At 69.4% G+C, this 20,860-nt stretch carries 20 protein-coding genes; 14 read left to right on the top strand and 6 right to left on the bottom strand.

Annotation, left to right across the window (positions count from 1 at the left end):
- Window positions 1–164: 164 nt before the first annotated feature.
- Complete coding sequence (locus M1M07_RS16215; RefSeq protein ID WP_248674872.1) at window positions 165–629, bottom strand: SRPBCC family protein; 465 nt, start codon at window positions 627–629, stop codon at window positions 165–167.
- A 41-nt stretch (window positions 630–670) separates the two neighbouring features.
- Window positions 671–1,444 (bottom strand): PIG-L family deacetylase, encoded by a 774-nt coding sequence (locus tag M1M07_RS16210; protein WP_248674871.1) that lies wholly within the window; start codon window positions 1,442–1,444, stop codon window positions 671–673.
- 83 nt (window positions 1,445–1,527) lie between these two features.
- Here M1M07_RS16210 and M1M07_RS16205 point away from each other — a divergent pair, with 83 nt between their 5' ends.
- The 6 genes from M1M07_RS16205 (at window position 1,528) to M1M07_RS16180 (ending at window position 8,204) form a co-directional block, all read left to right on the top strand.
- Complete coding sequence (locus M1M07_RS16205; protein WP_197256627.1) at window positions 1,528–2,736, top strand: MFS transporter; 1,209 nt, start codon at window positions 1,528–1,530, stop codon at window positions 2,734–2,736.
- Between the two features lie 5 nt (window positions 2,737–2,741).
- Window positions 2,742–3,572: an alpha/beta fold hydrolase gene (locus M1M07_RS16200; protein WP_248674870.1), complete on the top strand. Its 831-nt coding sequence runs from the start codon at window positions 2,742–2,744 to the stop codon at window positions 3,570–3,572.
- Between the two features lie 61 nt (window positions 3,573–3,633).
- Window positions 3,634–4,968 carry a D-inositol-3-phosphate glycosyltransferase gene (mshA, locus tag M1M07_RS16195; protein WP_248674869.1) on the top strand — a complete coding sequence of 445 codons (1,335 nt, stop codon included), beginning with the start codon at window positions 3,634–3,636 and terminating at the stop codon, window positions 4,966–4,968.
- The gene (locus tag M1M07_RS16190) at window positions 4,965–5,543 is read left to right on the top strand and encodes a YbjN domain-containing protein (protein ID WP_197256629.1); all 579 of its coding nucleotides are present in this window, start codon (window positions 4,965–4,967) and stop codon (window positions 5,541–5,543) included. Before mshA ends, M1M07_RS16190 begins: the two co-directional genes overlap by 4 nt.
- A gap of 448 nt (window positions 5,544–5,991) precedes the next feature.
- A complete protein-coding gene (locus M1M07_RS16185) occupies window positions 5,992–6,333 on the top strand; it encodes a transglycosylase family protein (protein WP_197256632.1) in 342 nt (113 codons plus the stop codon).
- A gap of 284 nt (window positions 6,334–6,617) precedes the next feature.
- On the top strand, window positions 6,618–8,204 hold the full coding sequence (locus tag M1M07_RS16180; protein ID WP_248674868.1) for an AMP-binding protein: 1,587 nt from the start codon (window positions 6,618–6,620) through the stop codon (window positions 8,202–8,204).
- 2 nt (window positions 8,205–8,206) lie between these two features.
- On the opposite strand, the gene M1M07_RS16175 is transcribed toward M1M07_RS16180, so the two are convergent.
- Together M1M07_RS16175 and M1M07_RS16170 are read right to left on the bottom strand one after the other, a co-directional pair.
- Entirely contained in the window at window positions 8,207–9,826 is a 1,620-nt protein-coding gene (locus M1M07_RS16175) for an FAD-dependent oxidoreductase (RefSeq protein ID WP_248674867.1), read from the bottom strand.
- A gap of 81 nt (window positions 9,827–9,907) precedes the next feature.
- Window positions 9,908–11,689, bottom strand: coding sequence for an FAD-dependent oxidoreductase (locus tag M1M07_RS16170; RefSeq protein ID WP_248674866.1), 1,782 nt, complete (start codon window positions 11,687–11,689; stop codon window positions 9,908–9,910).
- Between the two features lie 103 nt (window positions 11,690–11,792).
- Here M1M07_RS16170 and M1M07_RS16165 point away from each other — a divergent pair, with 103 nt between their 5' ends.
- The 3 genes from M1M07_RS16165 (at window position 11,793) to M1M07_RS16155 (ending at window position 14,801) form a co-directional block, all read left to right on the top strand.
- Window positions 11,793–12,548 carry a phosphoglyceromutase gene (locus M1M07_RS16165; protein ID WP_197256640.1) on the top strand — a complete coding sequence of 252 codons (756 nt, stop codon included), beginning with the start codon at window positions 11,793–11,795 and terminating at the stop codon, window positions 12,546–12,548.
- A gap of 284 nt (window positions 12,549–12,832) precedes the next feature.
- Window positions 12,833–14,011 carry an ATP-binding protein gene (locus M1M07_RS16160; protein ID WP_307846571.1) on the top strand — a complete coding sequence of 393 codons (1,179 nt, stop codon included), beginning with the start codon at window positions 12,833–12,835 and terminating at the stop codon, window positions 14,009–14,011.
- Window positions 14,012–14,111: 100 nt separating this feature from the next.
- Window positions 14,112–14,801, top strand: coding sequence for a response regulator transcription factor (locus tag M1M07_RS16155; RefSeq protein ID WP_197256642.1), 690 nt, complete (start codon window positions 14,112–14,114; stop codon window positions 14,799–14,801).
- A gap of 48 nt (window positions 14,802–14,849) precedes the next feature.
- Here the strand turns inward: M1M07_RS16155 and M1M07_RS16150 are convergent, their stop codons facing one another.
- Entirely contained in the window at window positions 14,850–15,650 is an 801-nt protein-coding gene (locus tag M1M07_RS16150) for a hypothetical protein (protein WP_248674875.1), read from the bottom strand.
- Between the two features lie 45 nt (window positions 15,651–15,695).
- Between M1M07_RS16150 and M1M07_RS16145 the strand changes: the two genes are divergently transcribed.
- From M1M07_RS16145 to M1M07_RS16135, 3 genes are read left to right on the top strand one after another with little or no spacing between them, the layout of a single operon-like run.
- Window positions 15,696–16,646, top strand: a complete 951-nt coding sequence (locus tag M1M07_RS16145) for a Ppx/GppA phosphatase family protein (protein WP_197256644.1) — start codon at window positions 15,696–15,698, stop codon at window positions 16,644–16,646.
- Entirely contained in the window at window positions 16,643–17,902 is a 1,260-nt protein-coding gene (locus M1M07_RS16140) for a hypothetical protein (RefSeq protein ID WP_197256646.1), read from the top strand. The genes M1M07_RS16145 and M1M07_RS16140 overlap by 4 nt, the downstream gene beginning before the upstream one ends.
- Before the next feature lie 12 nt (window positions 17,903–17,914).
- The gene (locus M1M07_RS16135; protein WP_197256649.1) at window positions 17,915–18,868 is read left to right on the top strand and encodes a sugar phosphate isomerase/epimerase; all 954 of its coding nucleotides are present in this window, start codon (window positions 17,915–17,917) and stop codon (window positions 18,866–18,868) included.
- Here the strand turns inward: M1M07_RS16135 and M1M07_RS16130 are convergent.
- Window positions 18,827–19,243, bottom strand: a complete 417-nt coding sequence (locus M1M07_RS16130) for a hypothetical protein (protein ID WP_197256651.1) — start codon at window positions 19,241–19,243, stop codon at window positions 18,827–18,829. The two genes, M1M07_RS16135 and M1M07_RS16130, sit on opposite strands and share 42 nt — an antisense overlap.
- A 101-nt stretch (window positions 19,244–19,344) precedes the next feature.
- Between M1M07_RS16130 and M1M07_RS16125 the strand changes: the two genes are divergently transcribed.
- Together M1M07_RS16125 and M1M07_RS16120 are read left to right on the top strand one after the other, a co-directional pair.
- A complete protein-coding gene (locus M1M07_RS16125; RefSeq protein WP_197256669.1) occupies window positions 19,345–19,995 on the top strand; it encodes a MerR family transcriptional regulator in 651 nt (216 codons plus the stop codon).
- Entirely contained in the window at window positions 19,992–20,837 is an 846-nt protein-coding gene (locus tag M1M07_RS16120) for a thioesterase family protein (protein WP_248674865.1), read from the top strand. Before M1M07_RS16125 ends, M1M07_RS16120 begins: the two co-directional genes overlap by 4 nt.
- Window positions 20,838–20,860 lie beyond the last annotated feature (23 nt).

The raw sequence follows: 20,860 nt of genomic DNA, 5'->3' as shown, positions 1-20,860 counted from the left end.
ACGATCGGACGAACACGCTCGGTTTGCGTGCCACGACCACCTCCTTGTCTCGACTCGGAGATAGTCTGCCGTGGACGTGTCGGTCAGCCGGGGATTACCCGGTCAACGATCTGTGTCGAGCCACTAGGACATGTCTCCGCCCCGGGGGAGTGCCGACGATCAGGTCACAACGTCGTGCGCTCCGCCGCGGTGGCGATGTCGTCGAGGTCGCACTGCAGCGCCTTGCTCGTCGCACGCATCGCGAGGGGTCCGAACACCGGCGTCATGATCCGGGTGAACAGCCCGGGGGAATCCGTGGCACCGGAGAACTCGACCGACAGTTCGGTGCCGTCGGCTCGGGGCGCCAACTCGAACACCGTGCGGTAGGTCGTGCCTCCGGATTCCGCGGTGACGACGGTGCGGCGCTCCGGTTCGACCTCGGCCACCCGCATCTCCTCGGTGGCGGATTTGCCGAACATCACCCGGGTCTCGCGCCAGCGGGTGCCGACCTCGTACCCGGTCGCATCGAGACGCTCGATTCCGGTGACACCGTTCAATGTTCGTGCGGCGTCGTCGATATCGGTCAGGACTCGCCACACGGCGCTCGGCGGCGCCGCGATCGATCTGCTCAGTGCGATCCGGTGTTCCACGTGCGCTCCTTCGGTTGGGGCGGGTCGGAGTTCGGCCGGGCTCAGAGGGGGAGGCCGGTCTCCGCGAGACCGGGGGCGGCACCGCGCCGGCGGAACCATTCGATGCCGAAGGCCGCCCGCAACATGTCGTCCGGAAGCGTCAGCATCGGGCCGAAATCACCGACCTGCGACGCATGAGCCTGCATGGCAGCACGTTTGGCGGCCATCGTCGCCGAGACGTCCACCGTCGTGGTGAGCTCCGACTCGGGCAGCCCGAACGAGTCGATGTCCGGTGGCGTCCGGCCCTCGGTCATGTCCGGATTCGCCGCGATCAGGCGCCGCAGATGGTCACGGTTCAACGCCGATTCGTAGACGGCGTGATGACCGACCATCTCGCTCGCCCGCAGCCCGACGCGATGCACCTGCACGTGATCGGGGTGCCCGTAGCCGCCGTTCGGGTCATAGATGGTGACGACGTCCGCGCCCTCCTCGTCCAGCACCGCAGCCAGCCGGCGGGCCGCCGAATCGACGTCGACGTTGCAGAACGCCGCGGGGTTCGCGTTCTCGGGGGTGCCGGCCATCCCCGAGTCGGGGTAACCGAGCGGAACGAGCCGGGCAACCCCGAGCGCGTCGGCGGACCGCTCGACCTCGGTCAACCGCCGCTCCGCCAGGCTCTCGCCCGGACGCAGCAGACCCTCCGGAACCTCACCGGCCGCGCCGTCCGTCGCGACCACCAGCACCACCCGGTGGCCCGCGTCGGCGGCCAGGCGCATCACCCCGCCGGTGCCGAACACCTCGTCGTCGGGATGTGCGTGAAAGCAGACCAGGACACCCATACCGTGCATGCTGGCACGAATGACCGACACGCGGGGGACCGGAGCGAAGGACGAGCATCAGTGACACAGAAGGACGAGCGTCGGTGACGCCGAGAGCCGATGGTTCCTACCGCACCCTGTTCGCCGCACCGGGTGCGGCCGCGTTCTGCGCCGCCGGGTTCGTCGCGCGGTTGCCGATCGCGATGGTGGGGATCGGCATCGTCACGATGTTCTCCCAGCTCCGCGGTGACTACGGGCTCGGCGGTGCCCTGTCGGCGGTGTTCGCGTTGTCGTACGCGGCGTTGACGCCGCTGGTGTCCCGCGCGGTGGACCGGCACGGCCAGTACCGGGTGCTGCCGGCGGCGTCGGCGATCAGCGCGGCCTCGACCGTCGCGATGCTCGCCGGAGTCCGGTTCGAGGCGCCGACCGCGCTGCTGTTCCTGTGCGCCGTCCCCGCCGGGCTCATGCCGACGATCGGCGCGATGGTCCGGGCCCGATGGACCGAGCTGTACCGCGGCACCGACCGGTTGCGGACCGCGTTCGCCCTCGAGGCCGTGATCGACGAGGTGTGTTTCATCGTCGGCCCCGTGCTGTCGGTGGGTCTGAGCGTCGCCCTGTTTCCCGAGGCCGGACCACTGCTGGGAGCGGTGCTGCTGTTGGTGGGCACCCTCGCCCTCGCGGCCCAGCGGCGCACCGAACCACCCGTGACCGGGCACCGTCCCGACGCTGTCGATCCGGAGCGTTCGCACCACGGCGCACTGCTCAGCCCGGCGCTGATCGCCCTCACCGCCGTGATGGTCGCGATGGGCACGATCTTCGGGGTCGTCGACGTCGTCGGTGTCGCGTTCACCGCCGAGCGCGACGCGCCCGGCGCCGCGACGTTCGTGCTCGCCCTGTTCGCGACCGGGTCCGCGGTGAGCGGACTGGTCTTCGGGGCACGCCGCGTGGCCGCCCCGCTCACCCGGCAACTGCTCGTCGCCACCGCGGCGGTCGCCGTGCTGCTGTGGCCGCTGCTGCTCGCCGGCACCGTCCCCGCCCTGGCCGCGCTGTATCTGCTGGCCGGGATGACGATCTCGCCCACGATGATCGTGACGATGTCGCTCGTCGAACGTCTCGTCCCCGCCGACCGGCTCACCGAGGGCATCACCTGGACGGTCACAGGGCTCGGCGTCGGTGTTGCCGCCGGATCGGCGCTGGTCGGGCAGGTCATCGACCGGTCCGGCACGTCCGCGGGCATCGGGGTGGCACTCGCCGCGGGACTGATCGCCTGCACCCTGGCCGCCGGGATCCGGTTGCGGACGCGGCTAACGTAGCCGCCATGACCGTGCATCAAGTTCGCGGTGCCGACGGCACTCGCATCGTCTACCGGACCTTCGGGGATCCTTCGTCGCGGCCGCTGGTCCTGCTGCACGGATGGGCGCAGTCGTCGCACTGCTGGGGTGACCCGCTCCTCGAAGACCTCGCCGCCCGGTACCGGGTGATCGCCGTCGACCTGCGCGGGCACGGGTGCTCCGCCGCGCCCGCGGACGGATACGACGACCGCGCCGCGTGGGCGTCGGACGTGCGGACCGTGCTGACCGCCGAGAACTGCACCGGCGCGGTACTGCTCGGCTGGTCCTACGGCGGCCTCGTCGTCTGCGACTACCTGGCCGTCCACGGGACCGCGGACGTCGCCGGTGTCGTGCTGGTGGGTGCGATCACGAGCATCGGCCGCGGCGAGAAGGGCGGCAAGGTCGGTGCGGCGATGCGCGCGGCGATCCCGGCCGCGATGTCCGAGGACCCGCAGATCGCGGTCCCGGCCCTCGGCGCGTTCGCCGAATCCCTCGTCGGGGCGGGCCGGTCCGAGGCGACCGGGGAGACCGCCCAGGCGCTCCTCGGGAGCAGCCTGAGGACACCGCCGCGGGTCCGGTCCGCGCTGTTCGCCCGCACCGTCGGAAACGACGACCTGCTGCGCGAACTCGACCTCCCGGTCCTGGTGTTGCACGGCACGGCCGATGCGGTGGTCGACATCTCGGCGGCCGAGCACGCGGCGAGCCTCCTGCCACGCGCGACCACCTCCTGTTGGGACGGTGCCGGGCACGGGCCGTTCGTGGAGGACCCGCGTCGGTTCGCCGAGGACGTCGTGCGCTTCGTCGACACGCTCGGGTAGGCGCGGGGCGGCGACGGGGGCAGATGGGAGCGTGGGTGCCGGACAGGGCAGTATGGAGCCCGTGACGTCTCAGCCCGGCAGACCCCGACGCGTAGCCGTGATCTCGGTCCACACCTCTCCGCTGGCGCAACCCGGCACCGGGGATGCGGGCGGAATGAACGTCTACGTGCTGCAGACGTCGCTGCAGCTCGCCCGCCGCGGTGTCGAGGTCGAGATCTTCACCCGGGCCACGTCGTCGGCGGACCCGGCAGTGCAGGAAGCCGCACCCGGTGTGCTGGTCCGCAACATCGAGGCCGGGCCGTTCGAGGGCCTGGACAAGCACGATCTGCCCACCCAGTTGTGCGCGTTCGCGGCCGGTGTCCTGCGCGAAGAGGCCCGCCACGCGCCCGGCTACTACGACCTGGTGCATTCCCACTACTGGCTGTCCGGCCAGGTGGGCTGGCTCGCACGGGACCGCTGGGGAGTGCCGCTCGTGCACACCGCCCACACGCTCGCCGCGGTGAAGAACGCGTCGCTGGCTGCGGGGGACACCCCGGAACCGGTGGCCCGGCAGATCGGCGAGCAGCAGGTCGTCGCGGAATCGGACCGGCTGGTCGCCAACACCGTCGACGAGGCGCACGCCCTCGAGAGCATCTACCACGCCGATCCGGCGAAGATCGACGTGGTCGCGCCGGGCGCCGACCTTTCGCGCTACCGCCCCGGCGACCGCGCCCGCGCCCGGTTCGAACTCGGGCTGGATCCGCGCGAGACGATCGTGACGTTCGTCGGCCGCATCCAGCCGCTCAAGGCGCCGGACGTACTGCTGCGTGCCGCCGCGCGTGCCGTAGCCGACGCACCGGACCTGCCGTTGCGGGTGCTGATCGTCGGCGGTCCCTCCGGTACCGGCCTCGAACGCCCGGATTCGCTGATCGAACTCGCTGCCGAACTCGGTATCACGGCGCGGGTGACGTTCCTGCCGCCGCAGCCCTCGGATCGCCTGGTGCAGGTGTATCGCGCATCGGATCTCGTTGCCGTGCCCAGTTATTCGGAGTCGTTCGGGCTGGTTGCCATCGAGGCACAGGCGTGCGGTGTCCCGGTGATCGCTGCGAACGTCGGGGGTCTGGGTGTGGCGGTGCGCGACGGCGAGACGGGTGTGCTCGTCGACGGCCACCGCACCGAGGACTGGGCCGCGGCCCTGGGATCGCTGGTCGCCGACCGCGGCCGCCGCGAGGTGCTCGCGGCCGCGGCGCCGAGGCATGCCGAGAACTTCTCGTGGGAACACACCGCAGACGGACTGCTCGCCGCCTACCGCAGAGCCGGCGCGCGACGGAACCGGGCATTCGGGACCGGCGAGTTCTCGATGCGCAGGCAGCGCGGATTGTGGAAGCTGCGTCGGACAGGAGGGGTGAAGGCATGAGTGCGGACCTGAGCGAACTGATCGAGTCGACGCTGCGCGACCGCGGCCTGAAGTTCTCCCGGAAGGAGGGCGGGCACTTCGTCGTCACGCTCCCCGGAGAGAACAAGCTGGAGACGACGACGCTGCTGACGCTCGGCAACCACGGGGTGCGTTTCGAGGCGTTCGTGTGCCGCAAGCCCGACGAGAACTTCGAGGGCGTCTACAAGTACCTGCTGCGGCGCAATCGCCGCCTGTACGGCGTGGCGTACACCCTCGACAAGATCGGCGACATCTATCTGGTCGGCCGGCTGTCGGAGCAGTCGGTGACGCCGGAGGAACTCGACGCGGTGCTCGGGCAGATCCTCGAGGCGGCCGATTACGACTTCAATGTGCTGCTGGGACTGGGCTTCCTGACGTCGATCAAGCGGGAATGGGACTGGCGGGTCTCGCGCGGGGAGTCGCTGCGCAATCTGGAGCCTTTCCGTCACCTGATCGAAAACGACGGTGCGGGAACGGAATCACCGGGCAAGTCCGACATTCCCACGCCAGACGCCGGCAATGTCACGTCCGAGGACGGCACGCCCGGCGGTTCGTGATCTGTCCGATACGCGTGACCCGGTCCACAGAATCCATGTGACGCTCGTCACGAAACACCGCTGTAACGAAACGGTGGGTGCGCGCCGATAATTCGGGAGCGACCTGGCGTTTTTCCGTAGTTGATCTTGGAATGTGGGACGGGCGTCCCGAAAAATTGGGGCGTGACCTTTCCGAGACGGGCGCTTAACGTCGTTATCGGCTCGAAACGACGAGCCCGGCCCGAACTCAACGGGCCTTACCGAATACCGACCCGCCGCCGCTTGCTCTGCCCCCGCGGGATCGGTCACACAAAACCTTCGAGGGGCAGGGGCGGAACGATCCGCAGTTCCGGACCCGCGTGTTCCGGGAGCCAGCGCTCACAAGAGCCGGTTTTCGGGTGCATGTGTTCTCCGGGCGCACTTTTCGCAGATCGTCCCGTCAGCAGACGCGGAGAGGATTCCACCCCACATGGCAAAGCTCACCTTCACCAAGCGCACCCTCGGTTCCATCGCGGCAGGCGCCGCCCTCCTGGTCGCCCCTGTTGCCCTGGGCGCCGGCACCGCCAACGCTGCCTCCGGAAACTGGGATGCCGTGGCGCAGTGCGAGAGCGGCGGCAACTGGGCCATCAACACCGGCAACGGTTACCAGGGCGGCCTCCAGTTCACTCCGAGCACCTGGGCCGCGTACGGCGGCACGCAGTACGCCCCCACCGCCAACCAGGCCAGCCGCGAGCAGCAGATCGCGGTCGCGGAGAACGTCCTGTCGGGTCAGGGCCGCGGCGCGTGGCCGGTCTGCGGTCAGTACCTCTGATCGTCTCCCGGCGGTCGGCCGGTGACGCATCCACGAAGCCCTCGGGCGCGAGACATTCGCGTCCGGGGGCTTCCGTGCATGTGGAACACGGTGCAGTGGACGTGTGGAACACGGTGCAGGTGGCCGTGTGGAACACGGTGCAGGCAGACGCGGGGTGCGTGATCCTCGGGGCGATCGCGGGTAATGTCCGGATCTTGATGTGACTTCATTCACATCGGTCGGGTAATGTTACCTGCGACCCGCCTGGCACCGAGTGCCACCACGTCTGTACCGGAGGACATGTCATGAGTTTCCGCAGCCCGTTCCCCGACGTCGAGATTCCGGCACTGAGTGTCTACGATTTTCTCTTCGGTTCCGTCGCCGAGGCCGACCTGGACCGACCCGCATTCGTCGACGGGCTCTCCGGTCAGGTGACGGACTACCGCACGCTCATCGGGCAGATCAACGGCGTGGCCGGGGCACTCGCCGCGCGCGGCGTCGGAGTCGGAGACGTCGTCGGCCTGCTCTCGCCGAACATTCCCGCATTCGGCTCGGTGTTCCACGGCATCCTGCGGGCCGGCGCGACCGCGACGACCATCAACGCGCTGTACACCGCCGAGGACATCGTCAAGCAGCTCGAGGACTCGCACGCCAAGGCGCTCGTCACCATCTCGCCGCTGCTCCCACAGGCGAAGGAGGCCGCCGCGAAGGTCGGCATCCCGGACGAGCTGCTCGTCGTCCTCGACGGCGCCGAGGGACATCCCTCGCTGCGTGACCTGCTCACCGAAGGCGCCCCCGCCCCGGACGTCAGCTTCGATCCCGCCACCCACCTCGCGGTGCTGCCGTACTCCTCGGGCACCACCGGGCGGCCCAAAGGGGTCATGCTCACCCACACCAACCTCATCGCCAACGTCTGTCAGATCACCCCGCGCATGGGGATCGCCGCCGACGACCGCATCCTCGCCGTCCTGCCGTTCTTCCACATCTACGGCATGACCGTGCTGCTCAACGCCGCCCTGTACAACCGGGCGTCGCTCGTGACGATGCCGAAGTTCGACCTTGTCCAGTTCCTCACGCTCGTCTCCGAGCAGAAGTGCACCTACGTGTTCGTCGCCCCGCCGGTCGCCGTGGCACTGGCCAAGCACCCCCTCGTCGACGAATACGACCTGTCCAGCGTGCACACGATCTTCTCGGGTGCGGCGCCGCTGGACCGGGAACTCGGCGGCGCCGTCGCGCGCCGGCTCGGATGCAAGGTCCGGCAGGGCTACGGCATGTCGGAGATGAGCCCGGTCAGCCACGCCATCCCGTTCGACGACGACGACACCGCCCTCGACTCCGTCGGCCCGACCATCGCGAATATGGAATGCAAGATCGTCGACCCGGTCACCGGGGAAGAGGTCGCGTACCCGGAGGGCGACGGCGTCTCCGAGCCGGGAGAGCTGTGGTGCAAGGGCCCGAACATCATGGTCGGCTACCTCGGCAATCCCGAAGCCACCGCCGAAACCCTCGACGCCGACGGCTACCTGCACACCGGTGACATCGCGACCGTCGACGGGCACGGCGTCGTCACGATCGTCGACCGGCTCAAGGAGCTCATCAAGTACAAGGGCTACCAGGTACCGCCGGCCGAGCTCGAGGCGCTGCTGCTCACGCACCCGCAGATCGCGGACGCCGCCGTGATCGGTGTGCTCGACGACGAGGGCGAAGAGGTTCCCAAGGCGTTCGTCGTGCGGCAGCCCGGCGCCGAGCTGAGCGAGGACGAAGTGATGACGTTCGTCGCCGAGCGCGTCTCGCCGCACAAGAAGGTCCGTCAGGTGCAGTTCATCGACGTGGTGCCGAAGTCGGCGGCCGGTAAGATCCTCCGCAAGGATCTGCGGGCGGCGAACGCCTGAGTTCAGGCGCGCAGGATCCGGTCCAGATACGCCTCGAGCGTGTCGAAATCCGGATCCTGCGCGCGCGAACCCACGTATCCGTCGGGTCGCACCACCACCGCGGCGGTCCCGTCGAGGTGGTAGCCGCGGGCGAAGCTGCCGAGGGAGTCGCGCAGCACGCGACCGCAGGCCGGGGCCGGCAGCTCGGACGGCACGAGCGTGTACACCCGCATCCATTCCCCGAAGCGTTCGATCAGCCGCGCCGCGAGCTCGCTCGTCGCCGCGAGCGCCGGTTCGGTGGGCGCCCACAGCAGCACCGTGTGGCCGGTGTGCCGGAACAACTCGTGGACCCGCAGGTCGCGGGCCACGCTGTCCTGCCGTAGCCCGGTCGCGTCGGGTGCCCGCTCGCCGGGTGCGGGAGCGCGACCGTCCGACCCGGACGTATCGACGATCGGGCTTCCCGGATATCCGACGAGCAACTGCGCCTCGCGCGCGATGACCGTGGCGGCGTCCTGCTCGCCGGCACCGATCCCGCTGCGCGCGGCGCGGACCGTGCGGCCGACGACTTCCGCTCCGACGGGCCGGCGTTCGGCGTCGTAGCTGTCGAGCAGTCCGTCCGCGGCGCGGTCGCGAACCGCGAGGGCCAGTTTCCAGCCCAGGTTGTAGGCGTCCTGGATTCCCGTGTTCATTCCTTGCGCGCCGGTCGGCGGATGGATGTGCGCGGCGTCGCCGGCCAGGAAGATCCGGCCCGAACCGTAGTGCGCGGCGATGCGATGGCTGATTCGGAACACCGACGACCACCGCATGTTTCGCGCACGCACCGGTTCGGGAGCGAGCCGGTCGAGCACCGCTTGGATGTGGCCCAGTTCGGGGCGGCGACTGCTCTCGAGACCGTGCGCGATCTCGCCGCTCCGCGCACCCACGGGGAGATCGTCGGCGGCGAGCATCGACATCCGGTAGCGGCCGGTGCCGGGCAGCGGAATGCACACGAGCAGATCGGTGACGGCGCCGTTCTCCTGCCGGGTCGACCGGACCGCGTAACCCTCGGGCAGCGACCAGTCGACCTCGACGTCGGCGAGCATGTACTCCTCGGGGAACGCGTCGCCCTCGAACTCGAGACCGAGACCTTTCCGGACGGTGCTGTGGGCGCCGTCGCATCCCACCAGGTACCGGGCGGTGAACGGCGACGAAGCGCCGGAGCCGTCGCGCAAGGTCGCCACGACCCCGGTGTCGTCGTGCGTGAACCCGGTCAGTTCGACGCCGCGGTGCACCACGGTGCCGTGGTCGGCGAGTGCCTGCCGCAACACCCGTTCGGTTTCGTTCTGGGGGAGTGCGACGAAGCGGTACGGCACGTCGTCGGGCAACGACAGGTCGACCCGCCCGGCGGGTTCCCCGTCGACGAACATGAGCTGTCCCCGGAACGGGGTCGCGGCATCGAGCGCGGGCCGTACCACCCCCATCGTGTCCCAGATCTCGAGGGTACGTGGCTGCACACCAACGGCTTTCGCGTACTGCATGGGTTCGGCCGACCGGTCGACGACGGTCACGTCGATGCCCCGCCGGCGTAGTTCGAGCGCCGCGGTCAATCCCACCGGGCCGGCGCCCACCACGAGTACGTCGCTGTCGGTGCGTGCGTCGGTCATCGTCCGGCCTTTCGTCGAGGAATCCCGCGACGATTGTCGTCTCCGGTATGCCGGTTCGTGGCGTTTCCGGCCGTGTCGCTGCTACGCCAGCAGGTGCGGTAGGCCCGCCCGATACCGATCCGCGTCGATGCGCCGCGCGGGTTCGAGTTCCGGCGGCTCGTGCAGGCGGTACATCGCCGGTGGGGCGGCGGGGGAGTCGGCGGCCTCGAGCAGTGCCGTCACCGCGGCGCGGGCCGACTCGTTCGCCGATTCCATCGTCGCCAGGTCGATGTCGGTGCGCACGTAGTCGCCGGACAGGAACAGATTCGGGATCGCGGTCCGCGCCTCGGGCCGGTTCGCCCTCGATCCGACGGTGTTGATGAGCAGCGGCGTGTCGTTGGTGATTCCTCCTGCGCCCCAGCGTAATCCGGGGTCGAGAAACCAAGACACCACGTCGTTCTCGTCGAGCGTTCCGGCGCTGTCGGCGAGGCAGGCCGACATCTGCGCCCAGGTTTCCTTCGCGATCTCCTCGCGAGTGCATTCCTTGGCGGTCTTGCCGAACAGGATGCCGGGGGTGTCCCAGTCCGAGATGTCGACCGACAGGCAGTCGTGCGCGGAGCCGTCGCCGTAGCGCGCGGCGAAGTCGCCGCGCCAGAACTGTGCCTGGCTGATCGAGGTGAGGGCCCACGGTGATCCGAGGTAGGCGACATGGCCTTTCGCGATCGGGGTGGGGCGGCGCAGGAAGTACTGGATGCCCACCATCCAGTCGGTGTGGAGCTGCCGCATCCCCTCCAGGCGAGGATCCGCGGCGAGGATCTCCGGTGACCACAGCGGCACCGCGCGTTCGACGGGCATCGCCGCGACGAACCAGTCCGCCTCGACGGTCCGAGTGCCGCCGGAGCGGTCGACCATGCGGGCCGCGCTGATCCGGCCGCCGGACATCTCCAATGCCTCTGCTGCCCAACCCATCTCGAACCGGACGCCGAGGTCGCGCAACAGCTGCGCCCACGGCTCGATCCAGGCCTCGTTGGTCGGAGCGGACAACAGCCTGTCCAGGTGACCGTAGGTGGGGACGGTGCCCATCGCATTCCAGACGAATGCCTGACCCATGATCCCGATGGTGCGGGTCGACACCACCGCGGGACGGGCCGCGACGAGTTGCCGGGTCAGCGCGGAAACCAGGATGTCGCGGTAGCCCTGCGATTTTCCGTCGCTCTCGAGCGTCTGCGACCAGGTCTGGTGCTCCCATTCCCCGTCGCGCCGCTCGATGCTGCTGGTGAGGAACATGACGAGTTTGCGCAGGAAGACGGCGAGCTCGTGCGGCGGGATCGCGCCACCGAGTGAGAACGCCGCGGCCAGCGACTGCTGCAGAGTCGCCGGGTCGTAGATGTCGGTGCGCAGCGGCGCGATCGTCGCCGGTGCCGTCAGATCGGGGGCGCCGGGCAGGGCGAGCCGGAAGGCGTCGCCCGCGACGAGATTGTCGAAGACGCCGTTCGGGTTGCCGGGGAACGGGATTCGGCGCATCGTATCCGGGATGTGCTGGTAGAAGCCCGGGAAGAACCGGAATCCGTGCTCGCCGGGCAGGTCCAGCCGGCCGCCCGCCGCGGTGCCGGGCGACGGGATGCTCCGGGCCTTGCCGCCGAGTGCGGTCGGTTCGTGGACGGTGACCTCGAATCCGCGCTCGATCAGTTCGTGGGCTGCGGTCAGTCCGGCCATGCCGCCACCGAGAACCGCGACGCGGCGACCGGTCGACCGCAGCGCGGGTGAGCGCGGTCCGGGCCGGGGTGCGGGACCTGCGCCGACGCCGCCCGGGAGTGCGGCGGCGGCACCGAGAAGTCCCAGGGCGGTCAGGGCGGTGCGGCGGGAGAAACGGGCGTCGATCATGTGAACCCCCCAGCGTTCGCGAGTCGAGTGAAAACGCTTGTTGTCACATATAGTCGACGGGACGGCCCTCCCGTGGCCGAATGGCGATCGTGACGTGCCAGGATTGGGAGCTATGAGTATCGGAACACTTGTATTGCTCCGCCACGGCGAGAGCGAATGGAACGCGATGAACCTGTTCACCGGCTGGGTGGACGTGCGCCTGACCGACAAGGGCATCGCAGAGGGCAAGCGCGCCGGCGAACTGCTCAAGGAGCACGGCGTGCTCCCGGACGTGCTCTACACCTCGCTGCTGCGCCGTGCCATCAGCACCGCGAACATCGCGCTCGACGCCGCCGACCGCCACTGGATCCCCGTCGTTCGCGACTGGCGCCTCAACGAGCGGCACTACGGTGCGCTGCAGGGCAAGAACAAGGCCGAGATCAAGGACGAATTCGGCGAGGAGCAGTTCATGCTGTGGCGTCGTAGCTACGACACCCCGCCGCCGCCGATCGAGCCCGGCAGCAAGTACAGCCAGGACGCGGACGTGCGCTACGCCGGCGTCGACGAGATCCCGCTCACCGAGTGCCTGAAGGACGTCGTCGAGCGGCTCATCCCGTACTGGGAGGAGACCATCTCCAAGGACCTCCTCGCCGGCAAGACCGTGCTCGTCACCGCACACGGCAACTCGCTTCGTGCGCTCGTCAAGCACCTCGACGGAATCTCCGACGAGGCGATCGCGGGCCTGAACATCCCGACCGGCATCCCGCTGCGCTACGACCTCGACGAGAACCTGCGCCCGCTGAACCGGGGTGGCACCTACCTCGATCCCGAGGCCGCCGCGGCCGGTGCCGCCGCCGTCGCCTCCCAGGGCGGCCGGTAGCACCCCTCGCCTCTTCGGCCCCCGCCCTTTTCCGAGCGAACGGTACATTCGCTCGATCAGTCAGAGGAGACGAAGGATACATTCGCTCGGATCGGGAGAGCGGGAGCCGGGATCCGGACGGGGAGCTCGGGCGAGGAGCTCTGCCGGGGCCGCGCGCGACGTCGTGCGGTCCCGGCAAACTGCCGGTTAACAACCGGCAAACCTCGCAAAAATGCCGTGTGACGTGCCCCGAAACGGGCGAACCCGCCGTTCTCATCTCCCCGGCCGTACGTACGATTCGAATCGTGAGTGTGTTGCAGAGCGTTCTGCTCGCCGGTTTCGCCGCGGTCGTCGGAGCCGCCGTCGGCGCCGGACTGATGTGGATCGCCCGGTCCCGCAGCAGCGGAAGCAGCGAGACCGAACTGACCATGGGGCAGGTCCTCGACCGCGTCGTCTACTCCGCCTCCACCGGCATCGCCGTCGTCGACAAGTTCCACGACGTGATTCTGTTCAATCCTCGCGCCGAGGAACTCGGACTCGTCCGCAACCGGCGCATCGACGACCGCGCCTGGGTCGTCGCCAACAAGATCCTCGATCGCGACCAGGTCATCGAACTGGACCTCGGCGATCCGAACCGGCGCGGCCGGGACGGACTCGCGGTGCGCTGCCGTGCCAGCCGTCTCTTCGACGACGATCCCCGCTTCGTCGCGCTGTACGCCATCGACGACTCCGAGATGGTGCGTATGGAAGCGACCCGGCGCGACTTCGTCGCGAACGTCAGCCACGAACTCAAGACGCCGGTCGGCGCGATGGCGCTGCTCGCCGAGGCACTCCTCGAATCCGTCGACGATCCCGAGACTGTGCGCTACTTCGGGCAGCGGGTGCAGAGCGAAGCGCATCGGCTCGGCAACATGGTCACCGAACTGATCTCCCTGTCCAAACTGCAGGGCGCCGAGAAGATGCCCGACCTCGACATCGTCGACGTCGACTCCGTCGTGAAGGAAGCCCTCGAACGCACTGCGCTGACCGCGGAGAACGCCGACATCGTCGTCGCCACCGATCGGTCCACCGGCTACGAGGTACTCGGGGACCAGAGCCTGCTCGTCACCGCGCTCACCAATCTCATCGAGAACGCCATCGCGTACTCGCCGAAGGGCTCGCCCGTCTCGGTGAGCCGGTCGCTGCGCGACGGGAAGGTCGCGATCGCGGTCACCGACCGCGGCATCGGAATCGCGAAGGAAGACCAGGAGCGGGTGTTCGAGCGGTTCTTCCGGGTGGACAAGGCGCGGTCGCGGGCGACGGGCGGCACCGGTTTGGGTCTTGCGATCGTCAAGCACGTCGCGGCCAACCACAACGGCGAGATCACCCTGTGGAGCCGACCCGGGACCGGTTCCACATTCACCCTGCTGATCCCGGCCCATTTCGAACAGAGCGACGAGGACGAGGTCCGGGCGAAGCCCGAGGCGGGGGCCGGACAGCGTTGAACGATCCCAGCTGCCCTGAGAAGGAAGATTCTGCCGCATCTCGTGTGGCGAACCACGCGACTGTCGCGGTCGCGGACGACGAAAGGTACGGAGGCCTGCGGTGACGAATGTGCTGATCGTGGAGGACGAGGAATCGCTGGCGGATCCGCTGGCGTTCCTGCTGCGCAAGGAGGGTTTCGAAACCACCGTCGTCACCGACGGGCCGTCGGCTCTGGCGGAATTCGATCGTGCCGGCGCGGACATCGTCCTGCTCGATCTCATGTTGCCCGGAATGAGCGGCACCGACGTGTGCAAACAGCTGCGCAGCCGCTCGAGCGTGCCGGTGATCATGGTGACCGCGCGGGACAGCGAGATCGACAAGGTGGTCGGGCTCGAGCTCGGCGCCGACGACTACGTCACGAAGCCGTACTCGGCGCGGGAACTGATCGCCCGCATCCGCGCGGTGCTGCGCCGCGGTGCCGAGAGCGATGCCGACAGCCAGGTCGACGACGCGGTCCTCGAGGCGGGTCCGGTGCGGATGGACGTCGACCGGCACGTCGTGCACGTCGACGGCGAGCCGATCACGCTTCCGCTCAAGGAATTCGACCTGCTCGAGTACCTGCTGCGCAATTCCGGTCGCGTGCTCACCCGCGGACAGCTCATCGACCGGGTGTGGGGCGCCGACTACGTCGGCGACACCAAGACCCTGGACGTGCACGTCAAGCGGTTGCGTTCGAAGATCGAGGCGGATCCCGCCAAGCCCCGGCACCTGCTCACCGTCCGGGGCCTCGGGTACAAACTCGAACCCTGATCCTCGTGCGTGGTTTCGGTAGCGGCTGCTACCGAAACCACGCACGGGTCACTTTTGGGTTTGGGCGGCGGCCGTGGCGGGATGCACCGCGATCAGGCCGAGGCCTTCGCGGCGCTTGCACAGGCGCGCGAGTTCGTCGTACGCGGCGGTGCCGAGCAGCTCCCGCAGCTCCGGTGCGTACGACTGCCACACCGGCCGGGATCCGACATGCGCGTCGGGGGAGCCGGAGCAGTACCAGTTCAGGTCGTGCCCGCCCTCACCCCAGCCGCGGCGGTCGTATTCCGTGATGACGGTGCGGAGGATCTCGGTGCCGTCCGGGCGCTCGACCCAATCCTGGGTGCGCCGGATCGGCAGCTGCCAGCACACGTCGGGTTTCATCTCGAGCGGTTCGATGCCGCGACGCAGTGCCATCTTGTGCAGGGCACAGCCGATGCCGCCCTCGAAGCCGGGACGGTTCAGGAAGATGCACGCGCCCTTGTAGCGGCGGGTGCGCAGCGCGGGCTCGTCGTCGAGGTCGTCCTCCTCGAGGTAGCCCTTCTTGCCGAGCCCCTTCTTCATGAGCTGCCAGTCGTCGGCCGTGAGATGTTTCACTGCCGCGTTGAGCTTCTCGAGGTCCTCGTCGTCCGACAGGAACGCACCGTGCGAGCAGCAGCCGTCGTCCGGCCGGCCCTCGATGATGCCCTGGCATGCGGGTGTGCCGAACACGCATGTCCAGCGCGAAAGCAGCCAAGTGAGGTCTGCGGCGATCACATGTTCGTCGTTGTCGGGGTCGGTGAACTCGACCCATTCTCGTGGGAAATCGAGGGGAACTTCCGGGGCCGGGTCGAGCTTGGGTTCGCTGCCGGACATACCTGCTGTCACAGTGTCCGACGGTAGACCCAGTACCTTGTGTATGTGCGGCTAGGGGTACTCGACGTCGGAAGCAATACGGTTCATCTGCTCGTGGTGGATGCTCATCGGGGCGGACACCCGACCCCGATGAGCTCGACCAAGGCAACCCTGCGGCTCGCCGAGAGCCTGGACGACGACGGCAACATCTCGAAGTCGGGCGCCGACCGGCTGGTCGAGACGGTGCACGACTTCGAGAGCATCGCCCGCACCTCCGGGTGCGGTGAGCTGATGGCCTTCGCGACCTCCGCGGTGCGCGACGCCTGCAATTCCGACGCGGTGCTGCAGCGCGTGCGTACCGAGGCCGGCGTCACCCTCGACGTGCTTTCCGGCGAGGACGAGGCCCGGCTGACCTTCCTCGCGGTCCGCCGCTGGTACGGGTGGAGCGCCGGACGCATCCTGAACTTCGACATCGGCGGTGGGTCCCTCGAGCTCGCGTTCGGCGGCGACGAGGATCCCGACGTCGCCTACTCGCTGCAGCTCGGTGCCGGCCGGTTGACGCGCGACTGGTTCCGCGAGGATCCGCCGGGCAAACGCCGCATCTCGGCGCTGCGGGACTGGCTCGACGCCGAACTGGCCGCTCCGGCCAAGCACCTGCGTGCCGCCGGTGACCCGGACCTGACGGTCGCGACCTCGAAGACCTTCCGCACCCTGGCGCGGCTGACGGGCGCGGCGCCGTCGTCGGCGGGGATCCGGGTGCAACGGACCCTCACCGCGAGCGGGCTGCGTCAGCTCATCGCGTTCATCTCCCGGATGACCACGTCCGATCGCGCGGAACTCGAGGGCGTGAGCTCCGATCGTTCGGAGCAACTCGTCGCGGGCGCACTCGTCGCGGAAGCGAGCATGCGGGCGCTCGGTGTGGAGTCGGTCCAGATCTGCCCGTGGGCACTGCGCGAAGGGCTTATCCTGCGCAAGCTGGACACGGAGATGGGGGGCGAACTGGTGGTGGCGCAATGACGGAGCACAAGCCCGACACCGGGCAGATCTCGGTTGCCGAACTGCTCGCGCGCAACGGTAAGAAGGTGGACACCCGCGCGGGTGGGCGACGTCGTCGCGGCACCAGCGGGGGTATCTCGGTCGCGGAACTGACCGGCGAGATCCCCGTCACGCCGGCGCAGCCGTCCCCGGCGGAACCGATCGTCGAGGCGAAGGCCGCGCCCGCGCCTGCCCCCGAGCCGGTGGTCGAAGCCCCGAAGCACGAACCCCTCGGACTCGAAGCCACGCAGCTCCACGCCCCGAAGCTCGAAGTCCCGAAGCCGGAGGCTCCGAAGCGCGATACCCCGAAGCGCGAGGTCCCGAAGCAGGACGTCCCGTCGCCGTCCCGCGCGGTGGTCGAGGCGCCCGCCCCGAGTGCGCCGAAGCCCGAACCGGTCACGGCCTCGAAGCCTGCACCCGTCCCGGCCCCGAAGCCTGCACCGGTCACGGTCTCGAAGCCCGAGCCGGTCACGGCGAAGCCGGCACCCGCCGCCGGTAAGGCGCGGACCACCGAGGACGCGCCGACCACCGCGGACGGCGCGAAGGTCGAATCGCCGACCGAGGTGATCCGCCCGTCCGCGCTCCCGCGCCGTGCGCGCGCCCACCTCGAGACGACCGCGGCCGCCGCGGCGATCGTGCCTCCCGCGCCGGTCCTCCCGCGGCCGGCCGACGGCCCGGAACCGCGGTTGCTGTCGGGACCTGCCAGCGACCTGCACGGAACCGGACCTGACGACGCGGACGCGCTCGAGGACACGGATCTGATCGGTGGCGCCGTCGCCGATCCGAAGAAGGCGAACGCGAAGAAGACGAACGCCAAGTCGAAGGCCGGCTCGAAGGACGCGAAGGACTCGGCGGAGGACGCCGAGGACTCGAAGGCGGGCGGCCGGAGCAAGCGCCGCCGCGACGCCGTTCAGGACGGTGAGGATGCCGACGCGGGCGAAGAATCCGACTCGGAGACCTCCGAGGGCACCGCGACCGGTCTCAAGCAGTGGGCGATGCTCGCCGGTGAGAGCATCGCCGCGATCGTCGCCGGCGCCCTGCTGTTCAAGGGCTTCGAACGCCTGTGGGATTCGCTCCCGTGGGTCGCGTTCGCGCTGGCGTTGCTGGTGATCGTCGGGCTGGTGGCGGTCGTGCGCATCCTGCGCCGGACCGACGACATCACCAGCCAGCTCATCGCGCTGGCCGTCGGGGCGTTCGTCACGTTCGGTCCGCTCCTGTTCCTGTTGCCGAACGGCTGAGGTCGCATCGGTATGGGGACGGCGCAACGGATCCTGGTGGGGTTGTCCACCGCGTCGGTGTATCCGGAGAACACCGAGGCGGCATTCCGGTTCGCGGCCGACCTCGGCTACGACGGCGTCGAGCTGATGGTCTGGGCCGATTCGGTGAGCCAGGACGTCGGTTCGGTGCAGTCGCTGATCCGCAAGTACGCGATGCCGGTGCTGGCCGTGCACGCCCCGTGCCTGCTGATCTCCCAGCGCGTGTGGGGCGCCGATCCCGCGGCCAAACTCGATCGGTCGGTCCGGACCGCCGAGAAACTGGGGGCGCGGACGGTCGTGGTGCACCCGCCGTTCCGGTGGCAGCGCCGCTACGCGGAGGGGTTCTCCGACCAGGTCGCGCGGCTCGAGGAGAGCAGCCACGTGTCGGTGGCGGTCGAGAACATGTACCCGATGCGGGCCGACGCCTTCTTCGGCAGCCGAAGCGCCGAACGGATGCGTCGTCGCGGAGGTCCCGGGCGGGCAGTGTCGGCGTACAGTCCGTCGATCGACCCGACGGACACCGGCTACGCGAACTACACGCTGGATCTGTCGCACACCGCGACCGCGGGTATGGATGCGACGGCGCTGGCGGACCGGATGGGGGAGCGGCTCGCCCACCTGCATCTCGCGGACGGTCGCGGTGCGTCGCTCGACGAACACCTGCTGCCCGGTGACGGCACGCAGCCGTGTGAGGAGATCTGCCGCCGGCTCGCCGACAGCGACTTCGCCGGGCAGGTGGTGCTCGAGGTGAGCACGCAGAGCGCCCGCACCCGGGCGGAGCGGACGGTCCTGCTGCGGCGGGCGCTCGAGTTCGCGCGCGAACATCTGGAGCGGGCGCCCCGCCGGGCGATCACCGCGGGTCCGGTGCAGCCGCGTTCCGCGGCGATCGCGCGGATCGAGGCGGGTTCACAGAGCGGTGATGCCCGCGGCGAGGACCGCGACTCCTGAGATCACCAGCCCGGCGACCAGCGACACCGCGCCCGCCCACACGGATGTGAACATCCGTCCCGGTCGCTGCGGGTCGGCTCCGAGAACGGACAGGAAGAATCCGGCCGGGATGAGGATTGCCGAGGTCAGCACGGCGATCGCGCCCGTCGTCCCCCACACGGTCGAGGTGCCGGCGACGTGGGTGAGTACCGCGACGAGGACGCCGAGCGTCACGAGGACACCGGCGTGCGCGTGGCCCGCCCGGAAGAACGTTTTCTGCAGGTCGTTCGCCGGAACACTGCCGTTGCCGACGCGGAGCAGGAAGGTGCCGCCGAAGGCGATGCCGACGACGGTGAGCAGGGTGATGCCGAGAACGATGGTGAGCACGGGATTCATGAGGGTTCCTCGCTGATCTGCCGGGCCGGGAAATCATTGGATAGTGCTGCTATCCAATATTGGATAGTTATAGTATCCGGTGTCAAGGATCGGAGGTGAACATGCGAATCTCGGAACTCGTCGCCCGCACCGGAGTGCCGCTCGCGACCGTCAAGTACTACCTGCGCGAAGGCCTGCTCATGCCGGGTGAGACCACCAGCGCCACCCAGGCGCGCTACGACGAACGGCACGTGCGGCGTCTCGCCCTCGTCCGCGCGCTCGTCACCCGAGGGCTGCCGCTGAACCAGGTCAAGATCGTCGTCGACCTGATCGACAACCGCGACGACCCGCTGTTCACCGTCCTCGGGCGCGCCATCGAAGCGCTGCCGCCCTATGCGCCGGACACCGAAACCGGCGACCCCGGTACCCGCGACCACCCGCGGGCCCGGCGCGTCCTCGAACGTCTGGGCCAGATCTACGATCCGCGCTTCGCGGCCGTCGCCCAGCTCGAACGCGCGCTCGAAACGCTCGAAGCCGCCGGGCTGCCGATGACCGACGAACGCATCGACGTCTACGGCCGGCACATCCGCGGGATCGCCGAGCTCGAGCTCGCGCTGCTGCCCACCGGATCGCGTCAGGACACCGTGGAGGCCGCGGTCCTCGGCACCGCCCTCTACGAGCCGGTGCTGACAGCGATGCGCCGGCTCGCCCACCAGGACCTCGCGTCCCGCATCTTCTTCGACGACCCCCGCCCCCGACAGGAGCAGCAGTGACCGAGCTCGGCCCCCACCCGTTCCGCGACCTCACCACCGTCGACGCCCTCGGCGACGGCCGATGGCGCGCCCACATCCATCCGACCTGGACGATCGGGCCCAAGGTCCACGGCGGCTGCATGCTCGCCGTGTGCGCCGCCGCCGCGCGCCGGACGCTGCTCGCCGACGACACCGGCGACAGCGCGATTCAGCCTCTCGCCGTGAGCGCCTCGTTCGTGGCGGCACCGGACGCGGGGGATGTCGACCTGATCACCACGGTCCGCAAGCAGGGTAAGCAGGTCTCCCTCGTCGACGTCGAACTCGTGCAGGGCGACCGCGTGGCCGTGCGGGCCTCGATCACCCTCGGCCGCCCCGACGAGGGCGACGACGTGTTCGCCGCGGCACAGCCGCTCGCGGACCTGCCGGCCGAACCGACGCTCGGATCGAGGCTGGTGACGCCGGAGCATCCGATGGGGAAGATCGTCAACGTGAGCGGCGGCGCGGACCTGTGCGTCGACGAGACGAGTGCGCACTTCCTCACGGGACGACAGGGCGACCCGGTCGTACGGATGTGGGCACGACCGCGTCCCGAGGACGAGGCCGACCGGAACACCGCGGCGCTGTTCGCGCTCATGGCGGGGGACATCTCCGCGCCGGTCGCGATGAACCTCGGCCGGTTCGGCTGGGCGCCGACCGTGCAGCTGACCGCATACCTGCGTCGGCTTCCGCAGCCGGGCTGGTTGCGCGTCATGGCGAGCAGCACCGTCCTCGGCGGCACGTGGTTCGAGGAGGACCACACCGTCGTGGACTCCACCGGTGCCGTCGTGGTGCAGAGTCGCCAGCTCGCGATGATGCCCCGGTAGGTAGGGGCTCTCCGCCCCGGTAG

The organism is Rhodococcus sp. HM1, from assembly GCF_023218075.1.
Classification (GTDB): domain Bacteria; phylum Actinomycetota; class Actinomycetes; order Mycobacteriales; family Mycobacteriaceae; genus Rhodococcus.
This window is presented reverse-complemented; position numbering and strand designations above follow the sequence as displayed.

Bases quoted from the DNA above. Each gene is read 5' to 3' on its own strand.
- M1M07_RS16210 (WP_248674871.1), bottom strand. From the start codon at position 1,444: ATGGGTGTCCTGGTCTGCTTTCACGCACATCCCGACGACGAGGTGTTC.
- M1M07_RS16200 (WP_248674870.1), top strand. From the start codon at position 2,742: ATGACCGTGCATCAAGTTCGCGGTGCCGACGGCACTCGCATCGTCTAC.
- M1M07_RS16190 (WP_197256629.1), top strand. From the start codon at position 4,965: ATGAGTGCGGACCTGAGCGAACTGATCGAGTCGACGCTGCGCGACCGC.
- M1M07_RS16185 (WP_197256632.1), top strand. From the start codon at position 5,992: ATGGCAAAGCTCACCTTCACCAAGCGCACCCTCGGTTCCATCGCGGCA.
- M1M07_RS16180 (WP_248674868.1), top strand. From the start codon at position 6,618: ATGAGTTTCCGCAGCCCGTTCCCCGACGTCGAGATTCCGGCACTGAGT.
- M1M07_RS16175 (WP_248674867.1), bottom strand. From the start codon at position 9,826: ATGACCGACGCACGCACCGACAGCGACGTACTCGTGGTGGGCGCCGGC.
- M1M07_RS16170 (WP_248674866.1), bottom strand. From the start codon at position 11,689: ATGATCGACGCCCGTTTCTCCCGCCGCACCGCCCTGACCGCCCTGGGA.
- M1M07_RS16150 (WP_248674875.1), bottom strand. From the start codon at position 15,650: ATGTCCGGCAGCGAACCCAAGCTCGACCCGGCCCCGGAAGTTCCCCTC.
- M1M07_RS16140 (WP_197256646.1), top strand. From the start codon at position 16,643: ATGACGGAGCACAAGCCCGACACCGGGCAGATCTCGGTTGCCGAACTG.
- M1M07_RS16135 (WP_197256649.1), top strand. From the start codon at position 17,915: ATGGGGACGGCGCAACGGATCCTGGTGGGGTTGTCCACCGCGTCGGTG.
- M1M07_RS16130 (WP_197256651.1), bottom strand. From the start codon at position 19,243: ATGAATCCCGTGCTCACCATCGTTCTCGGCATCACCCTGCTCACCGTC.
- M1M07_RS16125 (WP_197256669.1), top strand. From the start codon at position 19,345: ATGCGAATCTCGGAACTCGTCGCCCGCACCGGAGTGCCGCTCGCGACC.